The organism is Mesorhizobium sp. M0664 (assembly GCF_040320565.1).
Lineage (GTDB): Bacteria > Pseudomonadota > Alphaproteobacteria > Rhizobiales > Rhizobiaceae > Mesorhizobium.
Window position 1 is genome coordinate 113,279 of sequence record NZ_JAMYPW010000003.1, and the last position, 13,231, is coordinate 126,509.

At 62.7% G+C, this 13,231-nt stretch carries 10 protein-coding genes and 1 pseudogene; 4 read left to right on the top strand and 7 right to left on the bottom strand.

What is annotated here, in order from left to right:
• The gene (locus NKI39_RS06005) at nt 1-1,578 is read left to right on the top strand and encodes an ArnT family glycosyltransferase (protein ID WP_352831057.1); all 1,578 of its coding nucleotides are present in this window, start codon (nt 1-3) and stop codon (nt 1,576-1,578) included.
• A 25-nt stretch (nt 1,579-1,603) separates the two neighbouring features.
• Nucleotides 1,604-2,917 (top strand): M24 family metallopeptidase, encoded by a 1,314-nt coding sequence (locus NKI39_RS06010; RefSeq protein ID WP_352831278.1) that lies wholly within the window; start codon nt 1,604-1,606, stop codon nt 2,915-2,917.
• Between the two features lie 109 nt (nt 2,918-3,026).
• On the opposite strand, the gene NKI39_RS06015 is transcribed toward NKI39_RS06010, so the two are convergent.
• Both NKI39_RS06015 and NKI39_RS06020 read right to left on the bottom strand, forming a co-directional pair.
• On the bottom strand, nt 3,027-3,827 hold the full coding sequence (locus NKI39_RS06015; RefSeq protein WP_352539667.1) for a phosphate/phosphite/phosphonate ABC transporter substrate-binding protein: 801 nt from the start codon (nt 3,825-3,827) through the stop codon (nt 3,027-3,029).
• Between the two features lie 83 nt (nt 3,828-3,910).
• A complete protein-coding gene (locus NKI39_RS06020) occupies nt 3,911-4,921 on the bottom strand; it encodes a fatty acid desaturase (RefSeq protein WP_352831059.1) in 1,011 nt (336 codons plus the stop codon).
• A 228-nt stretch (nt 4,922-5,149) separates the two neighbouring features.
• Between NKI39_RS06020 and NKI39_RS06025 the strand changes: the two genes are divergently transcribed.
• Together NKI39_RS06025 and bmt are read left to right on the top strand one after the other, a co-directional pair.
• Complete coding sequence (locus NKI39_RS06025; protein ID WP_352452091.1) at nt 5,150-5,992, top strand: helix-turn-helix domain-containing protein; 843 nt, start codon at nt 5,150-5,152, stop codon at nt 5,990-5,992.
• An 88-nt stretch (nt 5,993-6,080) separates the two neighbouring features.
• Nucleotides 6,081-7,097, top strand: a complete 1,017-nt coding sequence (gene bmt / locus NKI39_RS06030; protein WP_352831061.1) for a betaine--homocysteine S-methyltransferase — start codon at nt 6,081-6,083, stop codon at nt 7,095-7,097.
• Between the two features lie 149 nt (nt 7,098-7,246).
• On the opposite strand, the gene NKI39_RS06035 is transcribed toward bmt, so the two are convergent.
• From NKI39_RS06035 to NKI39_RS06055, 5 genes and pseudogenes are all read right to left on the bottom strand, one after another.
• The gene (locus NKI39_RS06035) at nt 7,247-9,364 is read right to left on the bottom strand and encodes a vWA domain-containing protein (protein ID WP_352831063.1); all 2,118 of its coding nucleotides are present in this window, start codon (nt 9,362-9,364) and stop codon (nt 7,247-7,249) included.
• 2 nt (nt 9,365-9,366) lie between these two features.
• Entirely contained in the window at nt 9,367-9,927 is a 561-nt protein-coding gene (locus tag NKI39_RS06040) for an RNA polymerase sigma factor (RefSeq protein WP_352539663.1), read from the bottom strand.
• Between the two features lie 68 nt (nt 9,928-9,995).
• Nucleotides 9,996-10,751: pseudogene (locus NKI39_RS06045) on the bottom strand (dienelactone hydrolase family protein).
• Between the two features lie 104 nt (nt 10,752-10,855).
• Nucleotides 10,856-11,485 carry a hypothetical protein gene (locus tag NKI39_RS06050; RefSeq protein ID WP_352539661.1) on the bottom strand — a complete coding sequence of 210 codons (630 nt, stop codon included), beginning with the start codon at nt 11,483-11,485 and terminating at the stop codon, nt 10,856-10,858.
• Nucleotides 11,486-11,633: 148 nt separating this feature from the next.
• Nucleotides 11,634-13,208, bottom strand: coding sequence for a trimethylamine methyltransferase family protein (locus tag NKI39_RS06055; protein ID WP_292654762.1), 1,575 nt, complete (start codon nt 13,206-13,208; stop codon nt 11,634-11,636).
• Nucleotides 13,209-13,231: the final 23 nt, after the last annotated feature.

Genomic DNA, 13,231 nt, shown 5'->3' on the forward strand with positions numbered 1-13,231 from the left:
TTGAAGTACAATCTGAGATGGGCCGAGTGGCTGGCCGAGGGACGGATCGGCCCCTTCCCGGCGGCGATCGTCATGGTCGCGGCTTACTTTGCCTTGCAGACCATCATACTGTCCCTGTTGAGCTCTTGGGCGGGAACCGGCGTCGGCATCGATGATGCGGAGCAGCTGATCTATGTTCCGTATCTCTGGGCTGGATATGGCGGCTCGCAACCACCCCTGTACACCTGGATCAACTGGCTGGCCGCGCATGTTTTCGGCACCAGTATCTTCACGCTGAAGCTCGTCAAATACTCCGTGCTGTTCCTTGCCGCCTGCAGCGTGTTCGCCGCCATGCGGCGGTTCAGCTACACCAAAGCGACAGCGGCGGCGGCCATGTTCGGCCTGTTTACGATCCCGCAGATCGTCTGGGAATCGCAGCGCGCCTTGTCGCATTCCGTCGCCGTCGTCGGCTTCTGCTCGCTGCTCCTGCTGGCCATGGCCTATCTTCTCGAGCGGCGAAGCATGATCGCCTATGCGGCGTTTGGCCTGGCCACGGCGGCGGCAATTCTTGCCAAATATAATGATGTCTTCCTCGTGGTGGCCCTTGTTGCGGCCGTGCTGTCGCTGCGCGAATGGCGCAGCGCGATTCTCGATCCGAAGTTCGCCATCAGCATAGCGGTCGCGATATTGGTGCTGGCGCCAACCACCTATTGGAGCCTCATGCATCCCGCCGATTTATTGTCGAGAGGCGAGAAGTTCGGAATAGACGCGCAACAAGGGCGCGTGGCGGCGGCCTTTGTCGGCGCCGGCAAGTTTATCATGGGCACCTTCAATTTCGCGGTCTTGCCGGTGCTCGTTTCCGCCCTCACGTTCTGGCTGGCGAAGTTCCGTTTCTCCGAGCGGCACCCGAAAGGTCCGGCAAGGGAAATTCTGTTGTGGCGTACCTTGGCGCTCGGCTTGGCCATGCTTGCAGTACTTGTACTTGCCACCGGCGTGACGGTGGTCAAGGACCGCTGGCTGCTACCGGTCCTGTTCATGTTGCCGATGGCCATCGTCGCCACTATGGAACGGCTGGCGCCGCGCGGCAGGAATGCGCAGCTCCTGGTGATCGCGGCTGGAGCGATCATCGCCGTGCTGCTCGCGCCCGCCACCTGGTACGTCCAGATAAACGGGACCAGTGGCCTCTCGCGGATGATCCGCGTGGATTACCCCGCCCTCTATCGCCAACTGACTGCGGACGGACCGGTCAAAACCGCAATATCTGATGGTGCATGGGTCGGAAACCTGCGGTTGGTCGATGAAAACCTGGTCGCACTTGACCAGGAAGTGCCTAATTTCGAAACGCTGATGCAGGAGCCGGCCGTACTCGTCTGGCTTGACCGAGACGATCCGCGTCCGGTCATTTTGGAGCAGCTCAAAGCGGCCGGCTATGAGCCGGACGGCCAACCACGGCAAATGATGGTTCCGCTGTTGCGCGGCACCGGCAAGTCCGCCCGGGCCGGCGCCTATGTAAGATTGAAGAGAATGGCGGTGGGAGAAACCACCGCGCCCAAGGAAGGCGTTAGCGGAGGAGCCGAGGGTGGACAGGAACCCGACTGACCGGCCCCGTCATCACCGCAAGATCATGCCGTTCGAGCCGGACGGCTCGAACGATGTGCTGCACAAAAAATCGCGGCTGAAGGCCGCTGAACTCAACCAGCATGCGCTGGGCTATGGAGCGCTGGCGGAAGTCGAATGGCAGGCGGCGGGCATTGCTGCTCCTGACCTGCCCGCCATGCGCCGATATCGGCTCGAGCGCATCCGCGCCGAGCTGAAGCGCCGCGACTATGCGGGAGCCCTGCTCTACGATCCGGTCAATATCCGCTATACCACCGACGCAACCAACATGCAGCTCTGGGTCGCACACAATCGGACCAGGCATTGTTTCGTTGCCACCGATGGCCCGGTGGTGCTGTTCGACTATTTCTCCTGCGAGCACCTTTCCGATCATTCCGGCGTCGTCGACGAGGTGCGGCCGGCGGTGTCGTGGGCTTATCTGTACAGCGGCGAGCTGACCGGCCAAAAAGCCCGCCGCTGGGCAGCCGGCATCGCCGACCTGGTATTGGAACATGGCGGCGGCAATCGCCGCATCGCAGTCGACCACATCAATCCCGAGGGCATCGAAGAGCTCGCCCGCCTCGGCATCTCGACCGGCAATGGCGAGGCGGTGATGGAAAATGCGCGGCTGATCAAATCGCCCGACGAAATCCTTGCCATGCGCCGGGCGATCGCCGCTTGCGAGGCGGCAATGGGCGAGATGGAGAAGGCGTTGAGGCCTGGCATCTCCGAGAACGAATTGTGGGCCGAACTCCATCGCGGCAACATCGCGCGCGGCGGCGAATGGATCGAAACCCGGCTCCTGTCGTCGGGTCCGCGCACCAATCCATGGTTCCAGGAGTGTTCGTCGCGGACGATCAAGGCCGGCGAGCTCGTCGCTTTCGACACCGACCTGATCGGTCCTTACGGCTTCTGCGCCGACCTTTCGCGCACCTGGCTTTGCGGTGACGCGCCGCCGTCGCAGGAGCAGCGCGACCTGTTCCGCATCGCCGCCGACCAGATCGCCCACAACACGGAGCTGATGCGGCCGGGCATATCGTTCCGCGACCTCGTCGAGGGCTCGTCAGTGCCACCGGGAGACTGCTTCCCGGCCCGTTACGGGGTGCTCTATCACGGCGTCGGCCTTGCCGACGAATACCCGACTTTGCCGCATGCTGGCGACTGGACCGACGACACACCGGACGGAGTGCTCGAACCTGGCATGGTGCTGTGCGTCGAGAGCTATATCGGTCGGCTTGGCGGCTACGAAGGCGTCAAGATCGAAGAACAGATCCTGATCACTGAAACCGGCTACGAGAAGCTTTCGACCTACCCGCTCGACAATCGGCTGCTTGGCGGCTGAGCGATGCTAATGCATGTCGCGCAAAACTGTGCAGCGGCTTTGCGATAACGACATGCATAAAACAAGAATCTAAAGCGCGTCGCATGAGGCCGACCGAACGCGACGCGCTTTACGTGAGCGCCGCGATCGCCTCGCGCATCGCGGCGACGATCGTTTCCGGCGTCGTCCTGGCGGTGATGAACGGCAAGCCTTTGCGCCGCCTTGTCCAGCCGACGACCGTCACCTTCTGCGCCGCCGGCTCGAAACGCTGCGCCAGCGCCCAGCTCTCGCAATCGATCGCCGCGACGTCCGCCCTGCCCTCGGCAACGGCAACGATCGAAGCACGGTGCCCACAGCTTTCGCTCAGCCCGGAAAAGATATCCAAACTCTCGCCCAATGCTTGCAGGTCGCGGGCTGGCGCGATGATGCCCGACATGGAATCGAGGCTGTTGAAGGTGAAGCGCTTGCTGCGAAGCTGATCGAGCGGAATGACGGCACCGCCGTCGGCCGGCGCCCTTGCCGGCGGTGCCTCGCCCGCCCTCATGACGATGGCGCTCGAATAGAGTTCGCCCTGTCCACCCTTGAAGGCGTCGTAACGCGGCTGGCCGATGAGCTGGACACGCTGCGACAGGCCGAGTTCCATCGGTCCCCAGCAGGTTTGTGCAAAGAGCAGCGCCGGATGCAGCCAGAGCTGGTGAAAATCCAGTTCGTCCGGCGGCAATGTCGCCGGATCGGGCGCGATGGGTTTTCCCTGATCATCGCGAATACCGCCAGGTACGGGGGGCAAATCGCCGGTGCGGCGGATGATCGTCTCCGGCGCATCGATGCCTTTTTGCCTGAAAGCATCGCGCAGCCGCGCCCATTGCGCGTCGACATCGTCCCGCGCTTCCGGCCAGTCGTACATCGGCAAAGCCGCAATGAATTCGCTCATGCCGGGATTTGACCGTTATGCGGGGAAATTGACAAGGTCAGGAAAGCGTCGTCCGCGCGGCACCGCCTGCAACAACGCAAGAATCATTCTTTCGGCGGCTCGGCGGGTACCGGTGCGCTGCCAAGCCCATTGAGGCTGCGTGCCCTGACGCGCGGCTTGAATGCGCGTCCTGGTTCCTGCATGCGCCGCAGCACGGGATGGACGACCGGCTCCTTCGCCTTGAAGGCATAGGCCTTGAGCAGCGCGAAATAGTTCGGATAGGCGTAGCCATTGTTCATCCGCAGCCATTCGTCGCGGCGGTCGGCGAACAGCTTCGGCAGCCTGTACCAGGCCACCGTCGGGCTCTTGTGATGGACGAAATGCAGATTGTTGTTGAGGAACAGGAAGGACAGCGGCGAGCGCTCGACGATGATCGTGCGGCCTTCCGGATGTTCAGACCATTGGTGCTCGGCGTAGGTGCGGATCGAAATCAGCGACTGCCCAAGCCACACCGGCACCAGTATGTAGAGCCATAACGGCATGCCGAAGCCGAACTGCACGACAGGCAGCACCACGACGAGGCCGATCGCATGCAGCAGCCATGCCTTGCGGATGGACTTGTCGCCCGCGGCAACCTGCTTGGCGTCGTCGATGAAAAAGCCGATGCAGGAAAGCCACGGGCCTAGCACCAAACGCCCGATCATCGTGTTGTTGACCTTCAGCAGGAATTTCATCGCCGACGGCAGCTCCTCGTGCTGCCAGAGAGCCTTGTAATAGCTTTCGGGATCATCGAGCGGATCGGTCAGGCGCTCGTCTGCATGGTGGCGCAGATGAATGGTCTTGAACCGGCGAAACGGCCAGACAAGGCCAATCGGCAGGAACACAAAGGCTTCGTTGAGCCGCGCATTCCGGGTTGGGTGGCCGTGCAGGACCTCGTGCATCAGCGAGGATTGCAGCGCCGCAATCAGGGTCAGAAAGGCGAGTGCCAGCAGCGGGTAAGAGGGCCAGAGCAGGAAGCCGGTAGCGAGCCAGCCGCCGTAGCAGAGAAGTGCGAGAAATGCTGTCGGCCATTCGATGGCCATTGCGCCGTGTCGCCTGTTGCCCATGCTCGTCATGCTATCGACCACTGCCTTCCAGTCGCCGGAACCCGTTTGATTCCTGACAACATTGTGTCAGGAGCGTTGCGTCGGCGCAACGCGATAAAGCGCACAAACTGTTGCGATTGCGCATTTTCAGCTGCATATGTTATGTATTGTAAACAGCCAACAGGATTCATTTGCGCCTGAAGCCCGCGTTCGCGGCTTTAAGCGCAAATTTTTCCTCCTATTGAATGGGGTAGCGATTTGGATAAGCGCGACCTGTCGACGATCTTTCGCGAGCGCCTGAAAATGCTCTTGACAAGGTCCGATTTGAACCAGTCGGCCTTCGCCGCCGCGGTTGGCATCGACCGTTCGGCGCTGTCGCAGCTGCTCTCCGGCGCCTCGATCCGCCTTCCCCGCGCCGAAACGCTGCTCAACATCGCCGCCGAATTCAAAGTCTCGCTCGACTGGCTGCTCGGCCTCAGCCACGACGAGGGCGTCACCGGTGAAATCCGCGAGAGCCTTGAGATCGAGGAGGCGCCGGACGGCTTCGACCGCACGCTGCTGGCTCGCTGGCATGCCGAGGCGGCGGGAACGAAAATCCGCTACGTGCCGGCCGGCATTCCCGATCTTCTGCGCACCGAGGCGCTTGTCGACTACGAAGCCGTTATCGCCAACAAGAGTCGCGAGGCACAGGCCGGCGAAACGCAGTACCGCATCGACTACAACCGACGGCCCGAAACCGACATGGAAGTCTGTATGCCGCGCCACACGCTGGAGATCTTCGCGCGCGGGCTGGGCGTGTGGGACCGCTTTCCGGAGGCCGACCGCCACCAGCAGCTCCTGCACATGGCGACGCTGCTCGACGACCTCTATCCCACCTTCCGCCTGTTTCTCTATGACGGGCGGATGCGCTATTCGATCCCCTACACCATCTTCGGGCCCTATCGCGCCGCCATTTACGTCGGCGACATGTATCTGGTGCTGAACGCCACGCAGCCGATCCGCATCCTGACCAGCCATTTCGACAATCTGATCCGTGCCGCGGACGTCAACGCGCATGAAGCGGCCAGCTTCACACGAAAGCTGGCGGAGATGCGATTTTGACCGGTTGCTCTACGTGCCGACATTGACGCCACATAAAGAATTCTTTATATCCTTATCTCAGTTATTCTTCCGGGAAGGCGTATTTCACATGACCAATCCGATCGACGCTCTGCTTGCCGAAAAGGGCGTCCTGCTCGCCGATGGCGCCACCGGCACGAATCTGTTCGCCATGGGCCTTGAGGCCGGAGAGGCTCCCGAGCTCTTGAACGAGACCGCGCCCGACACCATCACCAGCCTGCACCAGAACTTTGTCGATGCCGGCGCCGACATCATCCTGACCAACTCTTTTGGCGGCACCCGCCATCGGCTCAAGCTGCACCACGCGCAGGACCGGGTCTATGCGCTGAACAAGCGCGCGGCCGAGATCGCAAGCGCCGTCGCCGGCAACGCCGGCCGCAAGGTGATCGTGGCCGGCTCCGTCGGCCCGACCGGCGAGCTGCTGGTGCCGCTCGGCGCCATGACCTATGACGAGGCGGTCGAAGCCTTTGCCGAGCAGATTGAGGGGCTGAAGGCCGGCGGCGCCGAAGTCGCCTGGATCGAAACCATGTCGGCGCCTGACGAAATCCGCGCCGCCGCCGAAGCCGCCATCCGCGTCGGCCTGCCCTATACCTATACCGGCTCCTTCGACACCGCCGGCCGCACCATGATGGGACTGCTGCCGAAGGACATCCACGGCGTCGTCGATGGCCTGTCGCAGACACCGCTCGGTGTCGGCGCCAATTGCGGTGTCGGCGCCTCCGACATTCTCGCGTCGCTGCTCGACATGACCGCGGCGAAGCCGGAAGCAACGGTGATCGTCAAGGGCAATTGCGGCATTCCCGAATTTCGCGGTGCCGAGATCTACTATTCCGGCACACCCGAGCTGATGGCCGACTATGTGCGCCTCGCCGTCGATGCCGGCGCCAAAATCGTCGGCGGCTGCTGCGGCACCTCGTTCCAGCACCTCGCCGCAATGCGCAAGGCGCTCGATGCGCACACCAAGTCGGATCGCCCGACCGTCGAGCAGATCGTCGAACGCATCGGCCCGATGCGCAACAAGCAGGCTACGGTCAATGTCGCCGAGACCAGCGAAGCCCGCCGCGAGCGGCGCCGCGGACGCGCCTGACCCTTTCGTCTGCGACATGGTCCGCGCGAAGCAGTGCGGCCGCGAAAAAAGGCCGGCAAGGTTTCCCTCGCCGGCCTGCCTCACCCGCCCGTAGGCCGGCTCCCCCTATCAGAACGATCCCATCTGAAAGAAACCGGCCGTCATTGCCACTACCGGTTACCGCCGAGCGCCGAGGCAAGGCGCACGAGCGAGAGGAACTCGGACCTGTACCCAAATGGGTCGGCTCCCCTGGCGGCGGTGGCAATCTGCATGATCTTGTCGTAGCCGAACTTCGCGGTAGCATCCTCGTCGCGCAGCTTCTGGCCGAAGGCAGCAACGGCAACAGAGAAACGCTGGTCGGTGCTGGCCTGATCGAACGACGCCACCTCGTTGGCTGACGTTACCGGCGTGGTGATCAGCTTCGAGGTGTCCTCGTTCGGCAGCTTGTAGCGGATCTTGACGAAAGCATATTCGTCGGCATTGGCGACACCGCCATTGTTCACCGAGGCCTGGCCGTAGCGCAGTTGGTCGATCTGTTCGCCGCCGCTGCCCTTAGGCGTGATCTCGTAGATCGCGGTGACTGAATGACCTGAGCCGATCTCGCCGGCATCGACCCGGTCATTGTTGAAATCCTCGCGGTTCAAGGCGCGGGTTTCGTAGCCAATCAGCCGGTACTCCGAGACCTTGTTCGGGTTGAACTCGACCTGGATCTTCACGTCCTTGGCGATGGTGAACAGTGTCGAGGAGGCATCCTCGACCAGCACCTTCTCGGCCTCCGCCAATGTATCGATGTAGGCAGCAGTGCCATTGCCGTTCTGGGCGATGGTCTGCATCATCTGGTCGTTCAGATTGTCGCGGCCGAAGCCGAACACCGACAGGAATACGCCTGTCTTGCGCTCCTTTTCGATCAGCCGCTTCAGGTCGTCGTCGTCGGTCTGGCCGACATTGAAGTCGCCATCGGTGGCGAGCATCACCCGATTGATGCCGTCCTTGACGAAGGATTTCTGCGCCAGCCTGTAGGCTTCCTTGATGCCGGCCTCGCCTGCCGTCGAGCCGCCGGATGTCAGATTGTCGATGGCAGCGAGGATCTTGTCCTTTTCCGAAGCCTTGGTGGGCTCCAGCACGGTACCGGCATCGCCCGCATAGGTGACGATCGAGACGGTGTCGTCAGGTCTCAGCTTGTTGACCAGCAGTCGGAAGGCCGACTGCAGGAGCGGAAGCTTGTCCTGCTCGTTCATCGACCCCGACACATCGATCAGGAAGACCAGATTGGCCCTGGGCTGCTCGGCCGGCTTCACGTCGAAACCCTTGATGGCGACATGCATCAGCCTGGTGTGCTCGTTCCACGGTGTCGGCATGACGCTGACGGTCGAGTTGAACGGCGTCGAGGCGGAGTCCGGGCCTTTCCAGTCATAGGGGAAGTAGTTGACCATCTCCTCGACGCGAACCGTGTCGGCCTGCGGGATAAAGCCTTCCTTGAGCGAGCGCCGGACGAAGGAATAGGAAGCGGTGTCGACATCGATCGAGAAGGTCGAGACCGGGTCTTCAAGCGCGGCATGCACCGGGTTGGTCTTGAAATTCTCGACGCGGTCGCGGTTTTCCTCTTGCGGCAGCATCTGGTCGGCCGGCGCAGCGGCGGGCTGCTGTGCCATCAGCTTGGGCTCGGCAACCGTGCCAGGCATCCGGCCGACCCGCGCGCCGCCATCGGCTGAAGGGGCCGCGGAGCTTGCGTCGCCGTTCAACGCAAGCTCGCTGCTCGGCTGCGGTTCGGGTGCATTGCGGCTGAGCACATCCTGCTGCGTCAGCCCGCCGACTGCGGTCGATTCCGCCTTCGGCGGCGATGTCGGCGCCACAAGCGCATCGCCGGTGTCGCGGCTTTCACTGTCGGCGTCCGCCTTCTTCTGCTTGTCCGCTTCGGCAACGACCGGCGGTTTGACGGTCGTCGGCTTGTCAGCCAGCGTTTCGGTGATCTTATCCCCGCCGAATTCGGGCCCGTCGAATTTGGATTCCCCCAGCATATAAATGGTAGCGTATCCGGCGATCGGCAGGGCAACGAGCCCGGCAATGGCCGGCGTGGCGAAGAGTTTCTTTTGCATGATTTCGCTCCAGAGCCTTTGTGCTCGCTCTGTGAGACGAAGCCCGCTCACCGATCCTTGGGCGCCCGGCAAAGTTTTTTCTTCCATGTCATAGGCGCGCAGCGCGGCCTGGAGGGCACGCGCCTTTGCGTCCGCGTCCGGCGCCGGTGCTGCGATGTCGCGCAGTCTGTTCAGTTCGTTGTCGTCGACCATGGTCACACTTCCCCGGCTGAACGCATCAGCGTCTTCAGCCGTTTCTTCGCTTCATGGATGTGCCAGGAAACCGTTGTCTCCGAGATCGCCATCGCCTCGGCGGCGGCGGCGTGGCTCAGCCCTTCGCCATAAACCAGCAGCACCGCATCGCGCTGCTTGTCCGGCAGCTTGCGCACCGCTGCCCAGAGCGGCTCGGCCGGGTCTTCCGGCTCAGACGAGATTTCCCCCGAAATCAGCGCATAGGCGCCATAGGCCTCGGTCTTGACCGTCTCGCGGGCGGTCTTGCGCATCATGTCGCGCGCCGCATTCAGCGTCATGATGTAGAGCCACGTCGTGAAGGCACCGCTGCCGTGATAGTCGCGGATCGCCCGCCCGAGCCGGACGCAGACTTCCTGGGCGATGTCCTCGGCGTCGGCCTTTTTCCCGCACCAACGATAGGCGGCGCGATAGACGAAACCATAGTGCCTTTCGAGCAACTTGCCGAAAGCACCCCGGTCTCCGCCCTTCGCCCGTCCGATCAGTTCGGCGTCGGAGGCTTCGCTTTCGTCCAGCATCATCGCCATCATTTGCCTGTTGGACGAAGGCTAATGGCGGTTCCTTGGGGCGATGGAAAGAATTTTTTGGCGGGCGGTCACGTCGTAATGGTTGGCGTGACTTGGCCGAGCGTCTCCGCAAACAGCGTCGTCAGCCGCTTCCAGTGGCGTTCGGCGCCGGCTGCATCGAAGGCACTATGGTCCGGCATGCACCAGCCATGCGCCATGCCGGCATAGTTCTCTATGACATGATCGACCTTGGCGGCGCGCAGTGTTTCGGCGAGCCGCGCCGATTGCTCCGGCGGAAAGCTGCGGTCGACACCGGCAGTGCCGATTTAGACCCTTGCCTTGAGTGAGGCGGCCTTCCGGTGCGGACTGTCGGCGGCGTCACCGGCCAGATTGCCACCGTGGAAACTGGCAGCAGCGGCGATGCGGTCGGAATAGGTGGCCGCCGCGTTCAGCGCCCGCGCTCCGCCCATGCAGTAGCCGACAATGCCGACCGGCCCGGTCAGGCCTTGGGCAGCGAGCGCATCGAGGAACGCGCCGCTGTCGCGGATCGTCATCTCCTGGGTCGTGCCGCCGACGAGACCTGTGATTGCGGCCTTGCTCCTCTCGTCACTGAACGCAGTCTTGGCTTCGAAAGGGCCGTAGGGCGCGTTGCGGTAAAAAAGGTCCGGCACCAGCACCGCATAGCCTTCGTCGGTAAGCCTTTCCGCCATCTGGTCGAGCGCCGGTCGCGGGCCAAAAGCGTCCATGTAGAGGATGATCGCTGCCTTGGCTGGGGCTGCCGAGCGGAACAGCCCGGCTTTGGCCACGCCGTCACTCGTCTTGATCTGGATCGCTTGCTTGGCCATCGCCCGCTCCGTTGACATGTCGTGCGATAGATATCCGCGCTGACCGTCGCCGCAAGCTGTAATGAGGCGATCTGCTTCAAGATTTCGTGCGGCATTCGGCGACGCTACAGACGCGCGAATGCTGCCATGTGAAAGGCCTGAACCTCGGCCGGATAGCGATAATCGGTACCGTAAGGACAGGCGTTGCGATCAAGGCAGCCGCCGGTCCGGCAGGGCGCGCCGTTTTGCCCGCGCACATGGGCCAGACAGGTTTCATGTGCAAAACCATTCGCAGAATAAGCCTCGACCGGACAGGATTTCAGGCAAGGTTTTTCCAAACATGTATCGCAAAGGTGAACCACCTCGTGGGGTTGTTGGAGCGCAATCTCATTTTCGAACAGCAGCGCGCCGCGATAGGCGTGCCAGAGCCCGTATTGCGGATGCATGAGGATGCCGAGCGGCGACGGCCGCAAGCCCTCCGCCCGCACCGCCCATTGCTGGAACGGCAGATACGGTCTGTCGGACGGTGACACGGCGCGCGCCCCGAATTTTCCGGCCACCGCGCCGATCACTTCGCGAGACCATCTGTCGAGCGGATCGTCGATCGGCTGTGACTGTTTCTCCAACCAGCGCAGGAAGTGCGGCCAAGGTGCGGCACCCGCCTGCCCCACCAGCAGAACGGATCTGGCGGCAGCGCCGGAGAGACCGGAGGGTTTTTCTTCAGCACCTGCAAAATTGAAGCCGCCGCGAAGCATAAGGCCATGGACGGAAAGTGCCGCCGCGATTGTTTGAGTCATGCCGCGCTCGGGATCATCCCTTCTTGTCCGGGTCGGAGAAGGCGCTCCGCCAGACTTCCTTGTGGATGATGTTGGCGACTTTAGCCCCGCCTGATTCGGGCTCCTTTCAGGTGAAGGCGTCGGCCATCGACGCCTTCTTCCTGGCGATGAAGTCCTTCAGCCCGTCGTCGATGCCCGGGTCGAGATACGGCGCCTCGTAGCTCTCCAGCCAGCGGCGGGCGAGCTCGTTGGCGCGCTGCGGCGCGGTTTTTTCGCCTTCGGCCAGCCATTGCTCGTAGGAATTGTTATCGGCGATGTTGGAGCGGTAGAACGCGGTCTGGAAATTGGCCTGGGTGTGATCGCAGCCGAGATAGTGGCTGCCTGGGCCGACCTGGCGGATGGCGTCCATCGCCTGGCCGTTTTCCGACAGGTCGACACCCTCAGAGAACTTCTGCGTCATGCCGAGCTGGTCGATATCCATCATGAACTTTTCGTAGCAGGAGGCGAGACCGCCCTCGAGCCAGCCGGCCGAATGCAGCACGAAGTTGGTGCCGGCGAGGATCGTCGAGTTCAGCGTGTTGGCGCTCTCGTAGGCGGCCTGCGCATCGGGGATTTTTGAAGCACAGAGCGAACCGCCGGTGCGAAACGGCAGGCCGAGCCGACGGGCAAGCTGTGCGGCGCCATACGAGACCAGCGACGGCTCCGGCGTGCCGAAGGTCGGCGCGCCCGACTGCATCGAGATCGACGAGGCGAAGGTGCCGAACAGCACCGGCGCACCCGGCCGGATCAGCTGGGTGAACGACGCTCCCGCCAGAACCTCGGCTAAAACCTGGGTCAGCGTGCCGGCGACCGTCACCGGGCTCATCGCACCGGCAAGGATGAACGGCGTGACGATACAGGCCTGATTGTGGCGCGAATAGACCTTCAGCGCTCCCAGCATGGTCTCGTCGAAGACCATCGGCGAGTTGGCGTTGATCAGGCTGGTCAGCACCGTGTTGTTCTCGACGAAATCGTCACCGAACACGATCTTGGCCATCGCCACCGTATCTTCCGCGCGCTCGGGCGCGGTCACCGAGCCCATGAACGGCTTGTCCGAATATTTGATATGGCTGTAGACCATGTCGAGATGCCGTTTGTTGACCGGCACGTCGACCGGCTCGCAAACCGTGCCGCCCGAATGGTGGATCGACGGCGCCATATAGGCGAGTTTCACGAAATTCCGGAAATCCTCGATCGTCGCATAGCGCCTGACGCCGTCGAGATCGCGCACGAAGGGCGGTCCATAGACCGGCGCGAACACTGTCGCGTTGCCGCCGATCTGCACCGAGCGCTCGCCGTTGCGGGCGTGCTGGGTATAGACGGACGGAGCGGTCTTCAACAGCGAGCGGCAGAGGCCCTTGGGGAAATGCACCCGCTCGCCCTTGACGTCGGCGCCCGCCTCTTTCCAAAGCTGCAGCGCCTCGGCGTCGTCGCGGAAGATGATGCCGATCTCCTCCAGCACCGTATCGGTGTTCTTTTCGATCAGCGCCAGCCCTTCCTCGTCCAGCACTTCATAGACGTTGATCTTGCGCTTGATATAGGTGAGCTGTGTGCCGGGGCCGCCGCCCGAACGCGCGGCCCGTCGGGCTGCGGCGCCACCGCTGGCAGCGCGCCCGCGCCGTGCGTTTGACGCTTCCTGATCGACCGGCGCGTTCTCACTCATAATCGTTCTTCCCTGGCTTTCGT

Bases quoted from the DNA above. Each gene is read 5' to 3' on its own strand.
- NKI39_RS06010 (WP_352831278.1), top strand. From the start codon at position 1,604: ATGCCGTTCGAGCCGGACGGCTCGAACGATGTGCTGCACAAAAAATCG.
- NKI39_RS06015 (WP_352539667.1), bottom strand. From the start codon at position 3,827: ATGAGCGAATTCATTGCGGCTTTGCCGATGTACGACTGGCCGGAAGCG.
- NKI39_RS06020 (WP_352831059.1), bottom strand. From the start codon at position 4,921: ATGACGAGCATGGGCAACAGGCGACACGGCGCAATGGCCATCGAATGG.
- bmt (WP_352831061.1), top strand. From the start codon at position 6,081: ATGACCAATCCGATCGACGCTCTGCTTGCCGAAAAGGGCGTCCTGCTC.
- NKI39_RS06035 (WP_352831063.1), bottom strand. From the start codon at position 9,364: ATGGTCGACGACAACGAACTGAACAGACTGCGCGACATCGCAGCACCG.
- NKI39_RS06040 (WP_352539663.1), bottom strand. From the start codon at position 9,927: ATGGCGATGATGCTGGACGAAAGCGAAGCCTCCGACGCCGAACTGATC.
- NKI39_RS06050 (WP_352539661.1), bottom strand. From the start codon at position 11,485: ATGCTTCGCGGCGGCTTCAATTTTGCAGGTGCTGAAGAAAAACCCTCC.
- NKI39_RS06055 (WP_292654762.1), bottom strand. From the start codon at position 13,208: ATGAGTGAGAACGCGCCGGTCGATCAGGAAGCGTCAAACGCACGGCGC.